A 19,613-nucleotide genomic window follows, 5' to 3' on the forward strand; every position below is an offset into this window, starting at 1 on the left:
GCGAGGTGCCCCGCAAGGCGGGTTATCGCACTAATATAAAGTGGAAAATGGCTCCCCGAGTAGGATTCGAACCTACGGCCAAGTGATTAACAGTCACCTACTCTACCGCTGAGCTATCGGGGAGCAGCCCTCAGGCAGGTGAGGGCCTATATGGGGGTGATTCCGGTTTGGCAAGGACTGATTTTGGCTTTCTCTCGGTGCTGCTGAAAAATACCCATCAGGCCACACACTTAGGCCAAAAACGGCCCCGCAGCCTGAGGCGAGGGGAACAGCAAACTAATGCACAAACTGCTCGGACACGATCCGTTCGTCGAGCGCCTGGCCAGGATCGAACAGCATGATCATTTCCTTGTCACGCGCGATGGCGACCTCGACCTCGGCCACGTCGCGCACCTCCTTCTGATCGGCCACCACAGCCACCGGCCTTTTGGCCGGCTCGTTCACACGGAAGGTGACGGTCATCCAGTCGGGCAGGATCGCGCCCGACCAACGCCGCGGGCGAAATGGGCTGATCGGCGTCAGCGCAAGCATCTGCGAGCCGAGCGGAAGGATCGGTCCGTTGGCCGAAAGGTTGTAGGCGGTCGAGCCAACCGGAGTGGCGAGCAATACGCCGTCGCCGACCAATTCGGGAATGCGCACGCGTTCGTTCACGGAAATCTCGATCTTGGCGGTCTGGCGCGTTTCGCGCAGCAGGCTCACCTCGTTGATAGCGTAATAGCAGGTGGTCTCGCCGCTCTGTGTGGTAGCGGACATCCGTAGGGGGGCGACGCGCATGGTCTTGGCGCGGTTGATGTGGCCCAGCAGGCCACGCGCGCCATGCCAGCGGTTCATCAGGAAGCCGACCGTGCCTAGATTCAGCCCGTATACCGGCAACTTGCGTCCGGTATCGAGCATGTGGTGCAAGGCATCGAGCATCGAGCCATCGCCACCCAGCGCCACCACGCAGTCGGCCTCGTCAACCGGCACGAAGGTGATCTGCTCGCCCAGATCGCGCGCCGCCTTGCGAGCGGGATCGGTCTGCGCGTGGAACAGCGCCAGCTTGGTGAATTCGTGGTCGGCCATGACAAGTTTTCCCGCGCAAAAGGCGATGCCCTACTATGAAGCGGCGTCCCGATTTGCAACGAGATCAATTGCGGGCGCGCATTCGCCGCCGGTTTGGCGCAGGGACCGAGGATGGAATTAGATCAGACCGAATGGCTTGACCGGCTGACCGGCGTGCTCAGTGCCGGCGCGGCCATCAAGCAGTTGGAAGAGTGGCAGGCCGGGACCGATCCCGGTCAGGTGCCACCCATCCACGCCATGCTGCTGACGGTGAAGCGCTTCTCCGCGGTCAACCTTGCCTATGGCAAAGCTGCGGGCGACCGGGCGCTGGTCGAGATTGCGGCGCGGATGACCGCCTTCGCGCGGGTTGAGTTCGATCTTGAATGGCTGGTGGCGCGCGTCACGGGCAGCACCTTTCTGATTGCCGCGATGGAAGCCTCCAGCCGCGAGCGTTGGCAATGGCTGGCCGAGGAGCTGGCCCTCGATATCGCGCGCCCGCTGACCAGCATCGAAGCCCCCGCGCCGGTCCGGCTGTGGCCGCGCATGGCGCTGCTGCGCGCCGTGGCAGGCGAAAGCCCGGCGCGCATGGTCACGCGGCTTGGCGAGGCGCTGGAGAGCGGTCGGCACAATCCGGGCAAGCGGTTCTGCTGGGTCGACGGCACGCGTTCGCTGCCCGATCGCAGCGCGCAGCAACTTGAAGCCGATCTAATCGCTGCGCTTGGCCGCGACGAGATTTCCATCCTTTATCAGCCGCAGTTCTGTGCAGAGACCGGCACGATGGTCGGGGCGGAAGCGCTCGCGCGGTGGGAGCATCCCGCGCTCGGCAGGATCGGGGCGGGCGCGATGCTGGCGATTGCCGAGCGGGCGGATCACCTCGGGCAGTTGTCACGCCATATCGTGCGCAAGGCGCTGGCCGGCGCGCGCGATTGGCCCCGGCACCTGAACATTTCGCTCAATGTCACCAGCGCTGATCTTGCCACCCGGGATTTCGGCGCGGTGCTGGCCCATGCCGCGATCGGCGCCGGGATCGCGCCCGAACGCGTCATTATCGAGATCACCGAACAGGCGCTGGTGATCGAGCTGGACCGCTCGGCGCAACGCTTGCAGGAGCTGGCCGATCGCGGAATGCGCATCGTGCTCGACGATTTCGGCGCGGGCTTCTGCAACTTTCGCTACCTCACGATGCTGCCGCTGACTGGCCTGAAGCTCGACCGTTCGATGATCGAGAACCTCGCCGAGGACACACGCGATCTGGCCGTGTTGCGCGGAATCGTCGCGATGGCGCGGGCGCTCGATCTCTATGTCCTCGCCGAGGGTGTGGAAACCGAAACACAGAAGGCGATTGTCACGGAAGAGGGCTGTTCGAAGTGGCAGGGCTTCCTCGGGGCGCGGCCCATGTCGGCAAGTGAACTGGCTTCCTTTATAGACGCGTGAGGGCTAGGAGCGCGCGCCTGCTTTCAGGCCAAGTAAAGAGGTGCCGCCGATGCGATCGCTCGATCCGACTCAGAAATATCCGATGGTCCTGCCCGATGGCACCGAGGTAAAAACCATGGTCCATCTCAATCAGGTGATCGATCATCCGCGCATTGCGATCGGCGATTTTACCTACTTCGGCCACCTTGAGGAGTTGGACGACTACGCCGCGTTTCTCGCGCCATTCCTGTTCGCTCCGAGCCCGGAAAAACTGGTGATCGGCAAGTTCTGCCAGATCGCGCATGGCGTCCGCATCATTACCAGCTCGGCGAACCACGATACTTCAGGCTTCTCGACCTATCCGTTCCCCAATGTCATGCTGGACCAGCACACGACCGGGGAGGACATGCTGGCGATGTTCGACTTGCCGAACCGCAAGGGCGACACAGTGATCGGCAACGACGTGTGGATCGGAATGGGTGCGGTGATCATGCCCGGTGTGACGATCGGCGACGGCGTGATGGTGGGCGCCTATTCGGTGGTGGTGAAGGACGTGCCTGCCTATTCTGTCGTTGGCGGTAACCCGGCCAAGGTCCTCAAGCAGCGCTTCGACGAGGAAACGACCGAAGCACTGCTTGAGATCGCCTGGTGGGACTGGCCTGCCGAGGTAATCAGCGCCAATGTCTCCGCCATCACCGGGGCCAATATCGAGGCCCTGCGCGCGGCGCAGCCTGCCGCCTAACCCTTCTTCGCCGCTTTGCGGGCGATCCCGCTCAGGCCCTTGGTGAGCTGGAACAGCCCGTTGAGCCTGCTCTCCGGGTTGCCCCAGGCACGCTCGATCACGAGCTTCATGTCGGGCCGCAGGCGGGCCGTGCCTTGCAGGCGCTCGACATAGGCAAGCAGACCGGCAGGATCAGGAAAGTCGTCATTGTGGAAGGTGACGAGCGTGCCGCGTGCGCCCACATCGATCTTGGCGATGTTGGCACCGATGGCCTGCTGCTTCACCTCGATCAGACGGATGAGGTTCTTGGTTGCTGCGGGCAGGTCGCCAAACCGGTCGATCATCTCGGCGGCCATGGCGTCGAGGTCGCCCTTGTTCTCGGCCTGGTTCAGGCGGCGATAAAGCGCCATGCGCACCGCCAGATCGGGCACATAGTCTTCCGGAATCATGATCGGCGCATCGACCGTGATCTGCGGTGACAGGCCAGAGCTGTCGCGCTCCAACCCGACATCGCCTGCCTTGGCGGCAAGAATCGCATCTTCCAGCATTGACTGGTAGAGTTCGAACCCGACCTCGCGGATATGGCCCGATTGCTCGTCGCCGAGCAGGTTGCCCGCGCCGCGGATGTCGAGATCGTGGCTGGCAAGCTGGAAACCCGCACCGAGCGAATCGAGGTCGCTCAGCACCTTGAGGCGCTTCTCCGCCACTTCCGACAGCGCGGTGTTCTCGGCCGTGGTGAGATAGGCGTAGGCGCGGATTTTCGCACGGCCGACGCGCCCGCGCAGCTGGTAAAGCTGGGCAAGGCCGAAGCGGTCGGCGCGGTGGATGATGATGGTGTTGGCGCTTGGCAGGTCGAGCCCGCTTTCAACGATCGTGGTCGAGAGCAGCACGTCGTACTTCTTCTCGTAGAACGCGCTCATGCGCTCCTCGATCTCGCTCGGCGCCATCTGGCCGTGCGCGGTTACGAATTTCACTTCCGGAACGGTGTTGTGCAGCCAGTCCTCGATCTCGGCCATGTCGGAGATGCGGGGGACGACGATGAAGCTCTGCCCGCCGCGATGGTGTTCGCGCAGCAAGGCCTCGCGCACGACCATCTCGTCCCACTCCATCACGTAGGTGCGCACGGCAAGACGGTCGACCGGCGGGGTCTGGATGGTGGAGAGTTCGCGCAGGCCGCTCATCGCCATCTGCAAGGTGCGCGGGATCGGGGTGGCGGTCAGCGTCAGCACGTGGACGTCGGCGCGCAGCTGCTTGAGTTTTTCCTTGTGGGTGACGCCGAAGCGCTGCTCCTCGTCCACCAGCACGAGGCCGAGGTTCTTGAACTTGGTGTTCTTCGACAGGATCGCGTGGGTGCCGATCACAACGTCCATTGTGCCCGCCGCCAGTGCCTCGCGCGTTTCCTTCGCTTCCTTGGCCCCGACAAGCCGCGAGAGGCGACCGATCCGCAGCGGGAACCCGGCGAAGCGCTCGCAGAAGTTCTGGTAGTGCTGGCGCGCCAGCAGCGTGGTTGGGGCCACCATCACCACCTGCTGCCCCGCCATGGCGGCGACAAAAGCAGCGCGCAGCGCAACCTCTGTCTTGCCGAAGCCGACATCGCCGCAGACGAGCCGGTCCATCGGCTTGCCGCTTTCGAGGTCACCCAGCACATCGGCGATGGCTTGATCCTGATCTTCGGTTTCCTGCCAGGGGAACCGGTCGAGGAACTGGTTGTAGCTCGCCTCGTCCACCGCCAGCGCCGGAGCCTTGCGCAAGGCGCGCTGGGCGGCGACCAGCATCAGTTCGCCCGCGATGGCGCGGATGCGCTCTTTCAGGCGGGCGCGGCGTTTCTGCCAGGCCTCGCCGCCGAGCTTATCCAGCGGCGCGCCTTCCTCGCTGCTGCCATAGCGCGAGAGCACGTCGATGTTCTCGACCGGGATGTAGAGCTTATCGCCGCCGGCATATTCCAGCATCACGCAGTCGTGCTGGCTCTTGCCCACGGCGATGGGTTCAAGGCCGAGATACTTGCCGATCCCGTGGTCGACATGGACCACCAGATCGCCCCGCCGCAGCGCCTGCAATTCGGCGAGGAAGGCGTCGGCATCCTTTTTCTTCTTGCGGCGGCGCACGAGCCGGTCACCCAGCAAATCCTGCTCGGTGATCAGCTCGATATCGTCGCTGGCAAAGCCAGTGTCGAGCGGCAGGACCATCGCCGCAAGCCGCCCCTTGGCCGACTGCCCCAGTGCCTCCTGCCAGCTCGCGGCGAGCGTGGCCGGTGCTCCGGCTTCCTCAAGGATCGAGACGATCCGCGCGCGCGAACCTTGGGAATAGGCGGCGAGCAGCGGGCGCTTGCCCTGTTTGCCGACGGCGGTGAAATGCTTGGCGGCGGCCTCGTGAACGTTCTCGCCGCGCGAGCGTTCGGGCGTGAAGTCACGCGCCGAGCGGAAGTCGAAGTCGAGCGATTTCGCGTCTTCAGGGCGGGCGAACTGATCGGCCACATGGGCGGGCCACTTAGCCAACAGATCGGCGGCTTCGTCGGGCGCGAGATAGAGGTCTGCGGTCGCCAGCGGGCGGTAGCTGCCCTTGGCTTGGCCTGAGACCTCGCCGCGCTGGCGGTGGTAGTCTGCAATGTCCTTCAGCCGCTCGTCCATGGCCGAGACAGCCCCTGCCTCCATCACCAGCACATCGGCGGGGGCGAGGTGGTCGAACAACGTGGCGAGCCGGTCTTCGAACAGCGGCAGCCAGTGCTCCATCCCCGCCAGCCTGCGCCCCTCGCTGACCGCTTCATAAAGCGGGTCTTGCGTGGCGGTGGCGCCGAAGCGTTCGCGGTAACGGCTGCGGAAGCGCTTGATCGTATCGTCGTCGAGCAGCGCCTCGCTGGCGGGGAGCAGGAGGTGGCTGTCCACCACCTGCGTAGTGCGCTGGGTGCTCGGATCGAACAGGCGCAGGCTTTCCAGCTCGTCGCCGAAGAAATCGAGCCTGAGGCCTGATTCGAGCCCGCTCGGATAGATATCGAAGATCGAGCCGCGCACCGCGAACTCGCCAGTGTCGACCACGGTGTCGGTGCGCGAATAGCCCTGCCGTTGCAGCAGCGCGGCAAGGCTCTCGTGGCCGATGCTTACGGCCGGCTTCAGCTCGCGCACCGCCTCGCGGATGCGGAACGGCGTGAGCACGCGTTGCAGCACGGCGTTGATCGTGGTGACCAGCAATTGCGTGCCCGGCTTGCCCTGCTGCAACCGGTAAAGCGCCGACAGCCGCCGCGCGCTGACCGACAGGGCGGGGCTTGCGCGGTCGTAGGGCAGACAATCCCAGGCGGGGAACTCGATCACCTCCAGTTCGGGCGCGAAGTATTGCGCCGCGTCGGCCACGGCGCGCATCGCCGCATCGTCTGGCGCGACGAACACCGCGCGACCTTTTGAAGCGCGGGTGAGGTCGGCCAGCACCAGCGGCTGCGCGCCGCGCACGAGTGAGGACAGCGTGAGCGGTGTATCCGCCGAGAGAATGCGGGAGATGTCGGGCATGGTGCGTGTCTGGATCGGCTACGGCGGGGAAGGGCGCTCAGATGCGCACGTAATCCAGTTTGCGCAAGGCCTCCAGTTGCGGCCCGTGAAACTCCGCCGGAGCCTCGGCAGTGCCCAGTGCCCAAGCGAGGATATCGACATCCTCCGCATCGAGCAGTTTCTCGAACCACACCAGCTGCGCTTCGTCCCAGCCTTGGTGGAAGGCGTCGAAGTAGCAACCGATGGTGTAGTCCGCCTCACGGGTGCCCCGGTGCCAGGCGCGGAACTTGGCGCGGGCGAGGCGGGTGGAATGGCCTGGGGTAATCATCGCCGCGCCTCCTATCCGATGCGCGCGGCTTGGGCTAGAGCTTCGACCATGCGCCCTGAAGAGCTTAACCCACTGTTTGCCGAGATCGACAGCCTCGATGGCATCGGCCCCAAGCTGAAGAAGCCGCTCGAACGCCTCGGGCTGGAGCGGGTGCGCGACGTGCTTTATCATCTGCCCGAGCGGTTCGTGGCGCGGCGCAGCGTGGCCGATCTCGACGAGGCGCTGGTGGGCGAGCAAATCGTCGTCGCGCTCACGGCGACAGAACACCGTGCGCCGCGCAATCCGGGGCGCGGACCGTATCGGGTGCTGGCGGCGGACGCCAAGGGCAACATCTGCGCGCTGACCTATTTCGGGCGCGCCAGCTACAATGCGAAGAAGCAGCTTCCGGTGGGCGAGAGGCGCTGGGTCGCCGGGCGGCTCGACCAGTATGGCGATATGCTGCAGATCGTGCATCCCGATCACGTGGCTGACGACAGCGCGGGCGCGATGGGCCGCCTGATCGAGCCGGTTTACCGCCTCGCCGAAGGGCTGACGCAGCCGCGTGTCGGTGCAATGGTCGAGCAGGCCCTGGCGCGAATGCCCGAGCTGGCCGAATGGATCGAGCCGGGCCTGCTTGCGCGTGAAGGCTGGCCACAGTGGGCAGAGGCGCTGCGGCTTGCGCACGCGGGCGAGGCGGCCAACGCACGCGACCGGCTCGCTTATGACGAGCTGTTCGCCAATGCGCTGGCGCTGATGCTGGTGCGGCAGAGCAACAAGGCGCGCAAGGGCCAGAGCCTCCAGGGCGACGGAACCTTGCGCGACAAGCTCGCGCTGCCGTTCCCACTAACGGGAGCGCAGAAGCGCTCGATTGCCGAGATCACCGGCGACATGGCGCAGGCGAGCCCGATGTTGCGGCTGCTGCAAGGCGATGTCGGTGCGGGCAAGACCGTCGTGGCGCTGGAGGCGATGCTGGCAGCGGTTGAGGCGGGCGCACAGGCGGCGCTGCTCGCGCCGACCGAGATCCTCGCGCGGCAGCATTTCGAAACGCTGCGCAAGATGGCCGCGCCCACCGGGGTCAGCATCGAACTGCTGACCGGGCGCGACAAGGGCAGGGCGCGCGAAGGTATCCTCATGGGGTTGGTCGATGGCTCGGTGCAGATTCTCGTCGGCACCCACGCCATTTTCCAGCCCACGGTCAGCTACCGCAATCTCGGGCTGGTGGTGATCGACGAGCAGCATCGCTTCGGCGTCTCGCAGCGGCTGATGCTAACGCAGAAGGGCCGCGTTACCCCGCATACCCTCGCCATGACCGCAACGCCGATCCCGCGCACGCTGGTGCTCGCGCAATATGGCGAGATGGACGTCAGCCGCCTCGACGAGATGCCGCCCGGTCGCCAGCCAATTGATACCCGCGTGATCGCGCTCGACCGGCTCGGCGATGTGGTCGAGGGTGTGGCGCGGCATGTAGCGAGCGGGCAACAAGCCTACTGGGTCTGCCCGATGGTAAGCGACAGTGAAACCGCGAGCGATGACATTGCTGCCGCCGAAGCCCGTTTCGCTTCGTTGAAGGAGCGCTTCGGCGATGACGTGGTACTGGTTCACGGCCAGCTAACGCCGGAACAGAAGGACGCAGCCATGGCGCGGTTTGCCAGCGGCGGGGCCAAGCTGCTGGTGGCGACCACAGTGATCGAAGTCGGCGTCGACGTGCCCAGTTCCACCCTGATGGTGATCGAACAGGCCGAGCGGTTTGGCCTTGCTCAGCTCCACCAGCTGCGCGGCCGGGTTGGACGCGGGTCGGAGAAATCGGTCTGCCTTCTTCTGCGCAGCAGCGAGCTTTCCGAAGTGGGCAAGCAGCGCCTCGCCCTGATGCGGGAGAGCCAGGACGGGTTCTATCTCGCCGAACAGGATCTGGAGCTTCGCGGCGGCGGCGAACTGCTCGGCACGCGGCAGAGCGGCGAGGATGGCTTTTCCATCGCGAGCCTCGAACAAGTGCAGAAGTATGGCGAAATGGCCAGTGACGATGCGCGTCTGCTCGTCGAGCGCGACGGCGGGCTCGATGGTCCGCGCGGGCAGGCTGCGCGGACCTTGCTCTATCTGCTGGAGCGCGATTGGGGCGTGCAGATGCTGCGCGGCGGCTAGATTTTCATCACCGCAATCCGGTGTGCCCTCGAGGCAACACTTGGGTATAATTTATACTACCTGTCTACTCGGCATTGCATAATCTTTGCGACGGATCAAATGCGCCTTCCGCAATCTTTGTCAGTTGCGCTCGCAACAACTCGTATTGCAGGAAGAGGAACAATAATGACCCCCAGAAATTTCGCTCGCGTCGCCCGTCTTGGCACCGTGTCGATGGTGGCGCTCGCGGTAGCAGCCCCGGCCTTGGCGCAGGATTCCGCGCCTGCCGACGACGACATGATCATCGTTACCGCGAACAAGCGTGCGCAGGATATGCAGGACGTTTCGGTGGCGGTTTCGGCTGTCGGCGGCGAACTGCTGGCTGACCGCGGCATTTCCAACCTGTCGGACATTCAGTCGGCCGTGCCTTCGGTGACCTTCGGTAACGACTTCAACCAGGCCAAGGTATTCATCCGCGGCGTGGGCGCCAACACCTCGACCACGGGATCGAGCACCGGCGTCGCCATGCACGTCGATGGCGCCTATGTCGCGCGTGCCGAAGCGCAGCTAACCTCGATGTTCGACCTCGAGCGCGTCGAAGTGCTGCGCGGCCCGCAGGGCAGCCTTTATGGCCGTAACGCGGTGGGCGGTTCGATCAACCTGATCACCAAGAAACCGACTGACTACCTGACAGTCGATGCCCAGTTCACCCTTGGCAACTACGAGACGAAGTCGGCGGAAGTCGGCATCGGCGGCCCGATCACCGATGGTGTGATGTTCCGCCTGGCGGGCCGCGTCGATGAGCGCTCCGGTTACGGTGTCGATCCGGTCAATGGCTGGGACGTCGATGACAATTCGCGCCAGATGGTTCGCGGTCAGCTGCTGTTTGATTTCGATCAGGGCTGGGATCTGCTGCTTGGCGCCGAATTCTACGGCCAGCACGACAATTCGGGTGCGGTGCACTATTCGGCTCCCGCCTTCCCCGGCGTGACGCGCCTTGCACCTATCGGAGCCGGCGGCTTTGCCAGCGACCCGCGCGATCTTTCGAGCGACGAACCGCCCTCGGTCGATACCGAGACCTACAGCTTCTCCGCGAACCTCGGCATCGACCTTAACGAGAACCTGCGGGTGACCAACCTTGCCAACTATCGCAAGTTTGACACGCAGCTGATCCAGGATCTCGACATTTCGGCGGTCGTGAACCGGTTGCCTCAGGCCACCACGGTGCAGACCCGCACGATCGATGCCGAGCAGTTCTCTAACGAACTGCAACTCGCGATCGATACCGATTTCGTCACTGGTGTGGCTGGCCTCTACTACTTCAACGAGCGTCAGAAGCCGCGCGATCAGGTCGGGCTTTCAAGCACTACCGGTATGCAGAGCAACATCACCACGCTCGCCACCCGCCCGGTGGTGATCGACGGTACGCCTGCTCCGGTCGGTTCGATCTCGCTGGCCGAATCGCTCGACATGTGCGCGTTCCAGGCTGGCGCTGCGCCCAACCGCGTGTGCCTGCGCTCCAACCTCGGAACCGAGGCCTATGCCGCCTTTGGTCAGCTGAACTTCGACATGGCCAAGTTCGGCCTGGATGGCGTCTCGATCAAGCTCGGCGGTCGCTGGAGCCATGAAGAGGTCGACAGCCGCAACCCGTCGATCATCATGACGGCCAACGCCAATCCGGCGGTGTCGACTATTCTCGTCAACACCAACGAGGGCACCTTCACTGAGCGGACCTTCGAGGACTTCACCCCGGAACTCGGCATCAGCTGGGAGCCGAACTCGGACATGCTGTTCTATTACACCTATTCGGAAGGCTTCAAGGCCGGCTCGGGTGAGAACGCTGCCGGTTCGACCACGATCGTCGACCCCGAGAGCGTGGTGAACCACGAAATCGGCGCCAAGCTGCAGCTGTTCGACCGGATGCTGACGCTGAACCTTGCGGGCTATACCTACGAACTGACGGGTCTGCAGATCAACAAGACCGTGGGTGGCGGCCCCGCTGGCTTCACCACGATCTTCGAGAACGCAGCCGAGACCAGCGCGACCGGGTTCGAGGCCGATTTCTCGTTCCGTCCGGTGGAAATCTTCCGTCTTTCGGGCGGCCTCAGCTACACCGACAGCAAGTACGACGATTTCGTCACGCTTGATCCGCTTGATCCGGTTAACGTGTCGCAGCCCGGTCAACCGGCCTATGACCCGGTGACCAACCCCAGCCCGACCGCCTTTGGCGGCCCGTGCCCGGCGGATTCGCTTGACGACTTTGGCCCTTGCCGCATCCAGCTGGCTGGCAACCCGACGCGCAACACGCCCGAATGGTCGTACAACCTGCGCGCCGAGCTTGATGCCTCGCAGGATCTGCTGGGCGGCACGCTCACCCTTGCGGGTGACATGTATGGTCGTTCGGACGTGTTCTTCACCGAGTTCAACCGCCTGGTTGAAGGCTCGGAGGCCTACACGATGTTCGACGCCTCGCTTCGCTGGGAAGACAACAACGGCGGCCTCTATGCGCTCGGCTATGTCCGCAACATCGGTGACACGCTGCGCCGGTCGAGCACCTTCGCGCTGTCGACGGGCCGCGTGATCGGCGCGACCTACCTGCCGCCGCGCACCTATGGCCTGACGCTGGGCTATCGCTACTAAGCGAAAGGCTCGGGTTCGATCCGTAAAGGAAAAGGCGCTCCCTCACCGGGGCGCCTTTTTCGTATGCGGAGGCCGTCAGGACATCGCTCTTGCCAGTGACGCCCTGCCGCCCCAAATGGGCGGTCAAAGTCAATTTGGAGGGATAGCCCGATGACCACCCAGCCGACCGCCGCCGATCTTGCCGCCGACATCAAACGCGTGTTCGCCGCGCAGCAAGAACACCAGTGGGAGGTGAAGGCTTCGAGTGCCGAGACGCGTAAGGCCAAGCTTACGAAGCTGAAGGACGTGATCGGCGCCCGCACCGACGACATCATCGCCGCCGTGCGCGAAGATACCCGCAAGCCCGAGGGCGAAATTCGTGTGACCGAGGTGCTCAACATCCTCGGCAACATCCAGCGCAACATCGAAAGCCTCGACGATTGGATGAAACCGACCGAGGTAGGCTCGTCCTCGAACCCTGACGACAAGGCCGAGATCGTCTACGAGGCACGCGGCGTGTGCCTGATCCTCGGGCCGTGGAACTTCCCGCTGGGTTTAACTTTCGGCCCGCTCGCGGCGGCAGTGGCGGCGGGCAACGTCTGCATGGTCAAGCTGACCGACCTGTGCCCGGCCACCGCGAAGATCGCCAAGGCCATCGTCGAAGAGGTGTTCGACGAGAACGAGGCCGCCGTGTTCGAAGGCGACGTGAGCGTGGCCGAGGCGCTGCTCGATCTGCCGTTCAACCACATCTTCTTTACCGGCAGCACCAAGGTCGGCAAAATCGTGATGACGGCTGCGGCGAAGAACCTCGCCAGCGTCACGCTGGAGCTGGGCGGCAAGTCACCTGTCATCGTCGACGAGGGTGCTGATGTCGCCGCCATCGGTGCCGCGCTCGCCGGTGCCAAGCAGTTTAACGGCGGGCAGGCCTGCATCTGTCCCGACTATGTGTTCGTGAAGGAAAGCCAGAAAGATGCGCTGGTCGAAGCCTTCGCCAGCAACGTCGAGACCAACCTCTACGAACAGGGCGAGATCAAGCACGAGGCCATCGCGCAGGTCGTCAATGAAACCAACTTCAAGCGGGTGAAGGGCCTGTTCGACGATGCCGTGGCGAAGGGCGCGACAGTCGCCGTGGGCGGCACGTTCGAAGAGGACACGCTGACCGTCCACCCGACCATGCTGACTGATGTGACCCCGCAGATGACCATCCTGCAGGAGGAAATCTTCGCGCCGCTGCTGCCGGTGATGACCTACGACGATATCGATCAGGCTATCGGCTACATCGAGGCACGCGACAAGCCGCTCGCGCTCTATGTGTTCAGCCCGAATGATGAAACGGTCGAGAAGGTACTCCAGCGCACCAGCTCGGGCGGGGTCACGGTGAACGGCGTGTTCTCGCACTATCTCGAAAACAACCTGCCGTTCGGCGGCGTCAATGCCAGCGGCACGGGCTCGTACCACGGCTATTTCGGGTTCAAGGCCTTCAGCCACGAACGCGCGGTTTATCGCCACACGGCCGAGGCCTGATATCGCGACCCGGCCCGGCTTTTCGATTGCCGGGCCGGGCTATGCCGCCTAGACGCGTGCCAGTTGTTTAACCAAACAGAAACGCAGGCCCTTGCTTCTCAGCCCTTTCGAATGGACGGTTGCCAAACGCTACATGCTACCCGGTCGCGGCGAAGCCGTGATCGCGCTGGTTGCTGGCATTTCCATCACCGTCGTGATGCTTTCGGTCGCCATGCTGGTGATCGTAATGAGCGTGATGAACGGCTTTCGCGCCGAACTACTTGATCGCATCACTGGCCTCAATGGCCATGCCGTGATCCAGGGCTATGGCGACAAGATTGACGATTGGCAGCAAGTGCTGGAGATCGTGCGCTCGACGGAGGGCGTTACCAAAGCCTCGCCCATGATCGAGAAGCCGCTGCTCGCGAGTTACGAAGGCCGGGCCGATGCGGTGTTCGTGCGCGGGAACACGGCGGAAGACATCGCCGAGATGAAGCAGAATCTCGTCTCGGGCTCGCTAGACGATCTCAAGCCTGGCGAGCGCAATGTTGCCATCGGTTCGCGGCTTGCTCTCAACCTGGGGCTGCGGCTCGGCGATACGATCACGATCATCAACCCGCAGGGCCGCACCACGCCCTTCGGCACCTATCCGCGGCAGGTGGGCTACACGGTCACGGGCATTTTCGAGGTCGGCCTCTACGATTTCGACGAACGCTTCATCATTATGCCGATCCCCAATGCGCAGACCCTTCTGCTCACGGGGGACACCATCGGCATGATCGAGGTGCAGGTGGACGATCCCGATAAGGTGGGCGAAATCCTAGCGCCGGTGCAGCAGGCGATCTCGGGCCGCGCGGTGTTGACCGACTGGAAGAGCCTCAACGCCTCGCTGTTCGAGGCCTTGCAGGTTGAGCGGGTGGCGATGGCCTTCGCGCTGTCGATCATCGTGCTGGTGGCCGCGTTCAACATCCTGTCCTCGCTGGTGATGCTGGTGCGTTCGAAAACGCGCGACATCGCAATCATGCGGACGATGGGCGCGCGGCGCAATTCGCTGATGAAGATCTTTGTCACCACCGGCTCGGCCATCGGCGTGATCGGCACCATGGCGGGGCTCACCCTCGGCTTCGTGGTGCTCCATTTCCGCCAGTCCATCGTGAAGGTGATCGAGGTGGTGACCGGACAGAACCTGTGGGACCCGCAGATCCGTTTCCTGTCCGAACTGCCCTCGCGCACCGATCCGTTCGAGGTGCTCGCGATTGCCGGCATGGCCATGGGGCTGTCGTTCCTCGCCACGCTCTACCCGGCCTATCGCGCCGCGAACACCGATCCGGTCGAGGTGCTGCGCTATGAATAGTCCTGTCGTCCGCCTCACCTCGCTGGCCCGCAATTTCGAGCAGGGCGGCGTGGTGATCGAAGTGTTGCGCGGAGTCGATCTGACAATCCAGCCCGGCGAGATCGTGGCCCTGCTCGGCCCTTCGGGTTCGGGCAAGTCGACCATGTTGCAGGCGGTGGGCTTGCTTGAGGGCGGCTTCTCGGGCCGGATCGAACTGGCAGGCACCGACGCCAGCAAGGCCAATGCCGCCGAGCGCACGACGCTGCGCCGCGAAAACCTTGGCTTCGTTTATCAGTTCCACCACCTGCTGCCCGATTTCTCCGCCGAAGAGAACGTGGTCCTGCCGCAGTTGTTGCTCGGCGTGAGCCGGAGTGAGGCGGAAGCACGCGCGCGTGACCTGCTTAGCGCGCTCGGCCTCGCACACCGGCTGACGCACCGGCCGAGTCAGCTTTCGGGCGGCGAGCAGCAGCGCGTGGCCGTGGCGCGCGCACTGGCGAACAAGCCGTTGCTGGTGCTCGCTGATGAGCCTACCGGCAATCTCGACGAAGTCACGTCGGACAAGGTCTTCGCCCAGTTCCTCGAACTGGTCCGCGGGCAGGGCAGCTCTGCATTGGTGGCCACGCACAACGAGCGGCTTGCAGCACGGATGGACCGGGTGGTGCGCCTCTCGGAAGGCCGATTGGCTTAGCGCATTCACGCGGAAACCGGGCGCTTGCTCGGGCGTTGATGAGGCACAGAATAGGAGTGTTCTAGCATGGTCGATTTTCCCAGCAGCTATAAGGCGGAGGGGACCAACCGCGTCGGCATCCAGTGGGATGATCGGGCGTTTCTCCACGTGGTCGGCGATGGCGATGGCGTGCTTGATCGCGCCAAGGCTATCCGCAGCGGCACCTTTGCGGAGCTGGTCGCCCAGATCGCAGCGCTGCCGGAAGAAGAGCGGCGCGAATATTACATCCAGAAGGCCGGCGACCGCGAATTTCATGCGGACGAAATCGTCGCGCTCGCCGCGCGAGAGGATTTTCCGCGCAAATGATTGATCGCCTGCCGCGAACGCCTAGGTTCGCGGCAGGCGATCAATGAGGCGCGCCAAAGGCATGGGAGTCGCGCGTGCTGGCATCGTTTAACGACTGGTTCTTAGGCCTCGGCGCGCAATACGGCGTCAATCCTTACATCTTCGGCGCGATCTATATCGGCGCGATCCCGTTCTTCCTCGCTTCGATAGGGTGGCTGGTGAAGCGGGCACGGGCGGGCCGCTCGACCGTGGCACCGACGATGCTGGCCGGCTTCTTCTTCGTCTCGGCCTATCTGTATCTCGCCGTGTTCGGGCAGGACATTCCGGTGTGGGTATGGATGTTCCTCGCCGCGCTCATTGCCTATGGTGCCTGGTCGACCATTCGCGACACGCGCCGCAAGATCGCCGCGAAGGATGGCAAGGATAGCTGACCGCTCCAGGTTTTCCCCAAACCTTGTGTCAGGGCCCTTGATCGACAGCGCCGCGCTCCGCACATTCACTAATCCATGGCATACGCTCCCTTTGTTCCCCTGCGAGTCTTTTCCAGCTTCTCGATGCTGGAGGCCGCGATCGATCCGAAACAGATCGCCAAACTGGCGAAAGAGCGTGGCTTTCCAGCCATCGCCGTTTGCGACCGCAACGGCCTTTATGGCTCATCCGCCTTTGCTGGAGCCTGTAAAGGCGAAGGGGTGCAACCGATTATCGGCACGCTCCTGGGCGTGGCGCGCGATGTCACCGGAGAGGTGGTCGATTATCTGCCGCTGTTCGCGCAGGGCGACGACGGGTGGAACAACCTGTGCCACCTCGTCAGCCGCGCGCATCTCGACCGCCCGCTGGAGCTCGAGCCGCACGTCCAGCTTGGCGATCTGGCCGGCCACACCGACGACCTGATCGCGCTGACCGGCGCGGGCGAGGGCGCCTTGGCGCGATGGCTGGCTCAGGGCCAGACCGCGCAGGCCGAGGAGCTGCTGAGCCAGCTTGAAGAGCTGTTTCCCGGCAAGCTCTACATTGAACTGGCGCGGCGCGGCGATCCGGTCGAAGAGGCGGCCGAGGGTGCGCTGATCGACCTTGCCTATGCCCGCGACCTGCCGCTGGTGGCGACCAACCCCGCGCACTATGGTGAGCCGCACATGCACAAGGCGCACGATGCCATGCTGTGCATCGCCAATTCGTCGCAGCTCGACAGTTCCGACCGGCCCACCTCGAACGCGCAGACCTACATCAAGCCCGCCTCGATGATGGAGGAGCTGTTCGCCGACCTCCCCGAAGCGCTGGCGAACACGCTCGTGGTGGCGCAGCGCTGCGCCTTCGCGCCGCCCAAGCGCAAACCGATCCTGCCCAGCCTCGCGGGCGATCAGGAGGGCGAGGCGCGGATGCTTGAGGAGGATGCGCGCAAGGGCCTCGCCATGCGGATCGCGCCGTATTACCCCGAGGCCGAGGAAGCCGGACTGGTCGCCGCGCTGGAGACGATCTCTGCGGGCGGCGAGGAAGCGGCGCCGGTGTTCGACGCGCTCGGCGAAGCGGGCCATCTCGAAGAGTTCCGCGAATATGCGAAACGCCTCGATTTCGAGGTCGGGATCATCCAGCGGATGGGCTTTCCCGGCTACTTCCTGATCGTTGCCGACTTCATCAAGTGGGCCAAGGCACAAGGCATTCCGGTGGGGCCGGGGCGCGGTTCCGGCGCAGGTTCGCTGGTGGCCTGGGCGCTCACCATCACCGATCTTGACCCGATCCGGTTGGGGCTGCTCTTCGAACGTTTCCTCAACCCTGAACGCGTTTCCATGCCCGACTTCGACATCGACTTCTGCGAAACGCGGCGCGGCGAGGTGATCCGCTATGTGCAGGCCAAGTATGGCCACGACCACGTCGCGCAGATCATCACCTTCGGCAAGATGAAGGCCCGCGCCGTGCTGCGCGATTGCGGGCGCATTTTGCAGATGCCCTATGGCCAGGTCGACCGGCTGACCAAGATGGTCCCCAACCACCCGACCGACCCCTGGACCCTGCCGCGCACCCTCAATGGCGCGGCGGACTTCAAGCGCGAATATTCGAACGACAACGAGGTGAAGCGGCTCGTCGATCTGGCGATCCAGCTCGAAGGCTTCCCGCGCAACTCGTCCACCCACGCGGCGGGTGTGGTGATCGGCGACCGGCCCTTATCGCAACTGGTGCCGCTTTACCGCGATCCGCGCTCGGACATGCCGGTGACGCAGTTCGACATGAAGCATGTGGAAGACAGCGGACTGGTCAAGTTCGACTTCCTCGGCCTCAAGACGCTGTCGGTGCTGCGCAAGGCGGTCGACCTGCTCGCTCGCCGCGGGATCGAGGTGGAGCTGGACAAGCTGGCATGGGACGATCCCGCCGTGTTCGAGCTGCTCAAGCGCGGCGACACGGTCGGCGTGTTCCAGCTGGAATCGGAAGGGATGCGCCGTACGCTGACTGCGGTAAAGCCCACAAAATTCGAGGATATTATCGCGCTGGTCTCGCTTTACCGCCCCGGCCCGATGGACAATATCCCGAGCTTTGGCAGGCGCAAAGCGGGCGAAGAGGAGATCATCTACCCGCACGAAAAGCTGAGGGGCATCCTCGAAGAGACCTACGGCATTTTCGTCTATCAGGAACAGGTGATGCAGGCCGCGCAGATCCTCGCGGGCTATTCGCTCGGCGACGCCGACCTGCTGCGCCGCGCCATGGGCAAGAAGATCCAGGCCGAGATGGACGCCCAGCGCCTGCGTTTCTGTGAGGGCTGCAAGGAGGTCTCGGGCATCGAAAAGGACGAGGCCAACAAGCTGTTCGACTTGATCGACAAGTTCGCCGGCTACGGCTTCAACAAGTCGCACGCCGCCGCATATGCGCTGCTCGCCTATCAAACCGCGTGGCTGAAGGCGCACTATCCGGAGGAGTTTTACGCCGGCTCGATGTGCTTCGACATGCACCAGTCGGAAAAGCTGGCGGTGTTCGTCGACGACCTCAGGCGCAACGGGCTGAAGCTGCTCGGCCCCTGTATCAACCATTCGGAGGCCGAGTTCCACGTCGAGCAGACCGAAGAGGGCTACGCCGTGCGCTTCGCTCTCGCCGGTCTGCGCAATGTGGGTGAGAGGGCGATGGAGCAGGTGGTGGCAGAGCGCGAGACGCGCGGAGCCTTCGCCAGCCTCACCGACGTCTTCGAACGGATGCCCGCAGGCGCGATGAACCGCCGTCAGCTCGAAAGCCTCGCCGCGTCGGGTGCATTCGACGTGCTCGAACCCAACCGCGCCAAGGTGCTCGCCAATGCCGACATGCTGATGGCGGTCGCCGATGCCGCGAGCCGCGAGCGCTCAAGCGGGCAGGCGGGCCTGTTCGGCGGCGACGACCATGCCGAGCCCGAGGTGCGTCTGGTCGAGGCCAAGCCTTGGCCGCGCGCCGAGCAGATGGCGGCGGAGCGCGAGAACTTCGGGTTCTACTTCGCCGCTCACCCGGTCGAACAATTCCGCCATGCCGCCTCGGCGCAAGGGGCGCGGACCTATGCCTCGCTGATGACCGGCGGAGTCCGCGGTGGCCGCGAGAACGCGGTGGTCGCGGCGATGGTCGAGGGCGCAAGCAAGGGCCGCACCAAGCGTGGGGCCGAATTCATCCGCGCCGATTTCTCGGACAGCACCGGCAACTTCTCCGCCGCCTGTTTCGAGGAGGGGCTGGTCGAAAGCTTCCAGCGCTGGGCCTCAGAGGGCACCTGCGTGCTGCTGAACGTCGAACTCGACAGCCCGAGCCCCGACGAGCCGCCGCGCGTCACCGTGCGCGGGGCCAAGCCGCTGGCCGAGGTGACGGGCTCGGCGAAAATGATCCTGCGCGTCGATGTCTACGATGAAGCGGGCCTTGCTACCTTGCGCGCGATGCTCGAACCGGGGCAGCCGGGCCACGGCGAGGTGCTCGTGCGCCTGCGCATCGGTGAGGAACAGGAGCCAAGCGTGCTGCTCGGCCGCGACTTCGCGCTCGATGGCTCGCTGGTCGATAAACTGGCGAACGTTGCCGGGCTGGGCGGGGCTAATCTCGCGCCGATCCGGGGGATCGGGCACCTGCGCCTTGTGGCCTAG

At 64.3% G+C, this 19,613-nt stretch carries 13 protein-coding genes and 1 tRNA gene; 10 read left to right on the forward strand and 4 right to left on the reverse strand.

Going from position 1 to position 19,613, the window contains the following annotated elements:
* Positions 1–48 precede the first annotated feature (48 nt).
* Positions 49–123 (reverse strand) — tRNA-Asn (locus tag E0473_RS01355).
* Positions 124–276: 153 nt separating this feature from the next.
* Positions 277–1,062: an NAD kinase gene (locus E0473_RS01360; protein ID WP_137679071.1), complete on the reverse strand. Its 786-nt coding sequence runs from the start codon at positions 1,060–1,062 to the stop codon at positions 277–279.
* Positions 1,063–1,173: 111 nt separating this feature from the next.
* Between E0473_RS01360 and E0473_RS01365 the strand changes: the two genes are divergently transcribed.
* Complete coding sequence (locus E0473_RS01365; RefSeq protein ID WP_137679072.1) at positions 1,174–2,475, forward strand: GGDEF domain-containing phosphodiesterase; 1,302 nt, start codon at positions 1,174–1,176, stop codon at positions 2,473–2,475.
* A 49-nt stretch (positions 2,476–2,524) separates the two neighbouring features.
* Entirely contained in the window at positions 2,525–3,196 is a 672-nt protein-coding gene (locus tag E0473_RS15695) for a CatB-related O-acetyltransferase (protein WP_137679073.1), read from the forward strand.
* Here E0473_RS15695 and mfd read toward each other — a convergent pair.
* Both mfd and E0473_RS01380 read right to left on the reverse strand, forming a co-directional pair.
* Positions 3,193–6,672, reverse strand: coding sequence for a transcription-repair coupling factor (mfd, locus tag E0473_RS01375; protein WP_137679074.1), 3,480 nt, complete (start codon positions 6,670–6,672; stop codon positions 3,193–3,195). The genes E0473_RS15695 and mfd overlap by 4 nt on opposite strands.
* 37 nt (positions 6,673–6,709) lie before the next feature.
* Positions 6,710–6,979, reverse strand: coding sequence for an FAD assembly factor SdhE (locus tag E0473_RS01380; protein WP_137679075.1), 270 nt, complete (start codon positions 6,977–6,979; stop codon positions 6,710–6,712).
* Between the two features lie 48 nt (positions 6,980–7,027).
* On the opposite strand from E0473_RS01380, the gene recG reads away from it, so the two are divergent.
* The 8 genes from recG to dnaE all read left to right on the forward strand — a co-directional run bounded on the left by recG (position 7,028) and on the right by dnaE (position 19,613).
* Complete coding sequence (recG, locus tag E0473_RS01385) at positions 7,028–9,097, forward strand: ATP-dependent DNA helicase RecG (protein ID WP_137680002.1); 2,070 nt, start codon at positions 7,028–7,030, stop codon at positions 9,095–9,097.
* 165 nt (positions 9,098–9,262) lie between these two features.
* Positions 9,263–11,716 carry a TonB-dependent receptor gene (locus tag E0473_RS01390; protein WP_241657280.1) on the forward strand — a complete coding sequence of 818 codons (2,454 nt, stop codon included), beginning with the start codon at positions 9,263–9,265 and terminating at the stop codon, positions 11,714–11,716.
* A 150-nt stretch (positions 11,717–11,866) separates the two neighbouring features.
* On the forward strand, positions 11,867–13,219 hold the full coding sequence (locus tag E0473_RS01395) for an aldehyde dehydrogenase family protein (RefSeq protein ID WP_137679076.1): 1,353 nt from the start codon (positions 11,867–11,869) through the stop codon (positions 13,217–13,219).
* A 91-nt stretch (positions 13,220–13,310) separates the two neighbouring features.
* Positions 13,311–14,552, forward strand: a complete 1,242-nt coding sequence (locus E0473_RS01400) for a lipoprotein-releasing ABC transporter permease subunit (protein ID WP_137679077.1) — start codon at positions 13,311–13,313, stop codon at positions 14,550–14,552.
* The gene (locus tag E0473_RS01405; protein ID WP_137679078.1) at positions 14,545–15,219 is read left to right on the forward strand and encodes an ABC transporter ATP-binding protein; all 675 of its coding nucleotides are present in this window, start codon (positions 14,545–14,547) and stop codon (positions 15,217–15,219) included. Before E0473_RS01400 ends, E0473_RS01405 begins: the two co-directional genes overlap by 8 nt.
* A 66-nt stretch (positions 15,220–15,285) precedes the next feature.
* Positions 15,286–15,564: a hypothetical protein gene (locus E0473_RS01410; RefSeq protein ID WP_137679079.1), complete on the forward strand. Its 279-nt coding sequence runs from the start codon at positions 15,286–15,288 to the stop codon at positions 15,562–15,564.
* Positions 15,565–15,638: 74 nt separating this feature from the next.
* Positions 15,639–15,974, forward strand: coding sequence for a hypothetical protein (locus tag E0473_RS01415; RefSeq protein ID WP_137679080.1), 336 nt, complete (start codon positions 15,639–15,641; stop codon positions 15,972–15,974).
* A gap of 75 nt (positions 15,975–16,049) precedes the next feature.
* Complete coding sequence (dnaE, locus tag E0473_RS01420) at positions 16,050–19,613, forward strand: DNA polymerase III subunit alpha (RefSeq protein ID WP_137679081.1); 3,564 nt, start codon at positions 16,050–16,052, stop codon at positions 19,611–19,613.

It is taken from the genome of Aurantiacibacter suaedae (assembly GCF_005434915.1).
In the GTDB taxonomy this organism is placed as follows: Bacteria; Pseudomonadota; Alphaproteobacteria; order Sphingomonadales; family Sphingomonadaceae; genus Alteraurantiacibacter; species Alteraurantiacibacter suaedae.

Coding starts and splice junctions, on each gene's coding strand:
- E0473_RS01405 (WP_137679078.1), top strand. CDS start 14,545: ATGAATAGTCCTGTCGTCCGCCTCACCTCGCTGGCCCGCAATTTCGAG.
- E0473_RS01380 (WP_137679075.1), bottom strand. CDS start 6,979: ATGATTACCCCAGGCCATTCCACCCGCCTCGCCCGCGCCAAGTTCCGC.
- E0473_RS01390 (WP_241657280.1), top strand. CDS start 9,263: ATGACCCCCAGAAATTTCGCTCGCGTCGCCCGTCTTGGCACCGTGTCG.
- E0473_RS15695 (WP_137679073.1), top strand. CDS start 2,525: ATGCGATCGCTCGATCCGACTCAGAAATATCCGATGGTCCTGCCCGAT.
- E0473_RS01360 (WP_137679071.1), bottom strand. CDS start 1,062: ATGGCCGACCACGAATTCACCAAGCTGGCGCTGTTCCACGCGCAGACC.
- E0473_RS01395 (WP_137679076.1), top strand. CDS start 11,867: ATGACCACCCAGCCGACCGCCGCCGATCTTGCCGCCGACATCAAACGC.
- recG (WP_137680002.1), top strand. CDS start 7,028: ATGCGCCCTGAAGAGCTTAACCCACTGTTTGCCGAGATCGACAGCCTC.
- mfd (WP_137679074.1), bottom strand. CDS start 6,672: ATGCCCGACATCTCCCGCATTCTCTCGGCGGATACACCGCTCACGCTG.
- E0473_RS01365 (WP_137679072.1), top strand. CDS start 1,174: ATGGAATTAGATCAGACCGAATGGCTTGACCGGCTGACCGGCGTGCTC.
- dnaE (WP_137679081.1), top strand. CDS start 16,050: ATGGCATACGCTCCCTTTGTTCCCCTGCGAGTCTTTTCCAGCTTCTCG.
- E0473_RS01410 (WP_137679079.1), top strand. CDS start 15,286: ATGGTCGATTTTCCCAGCAGCTATAAGGCGGAGGGGACCAACCGCGTC.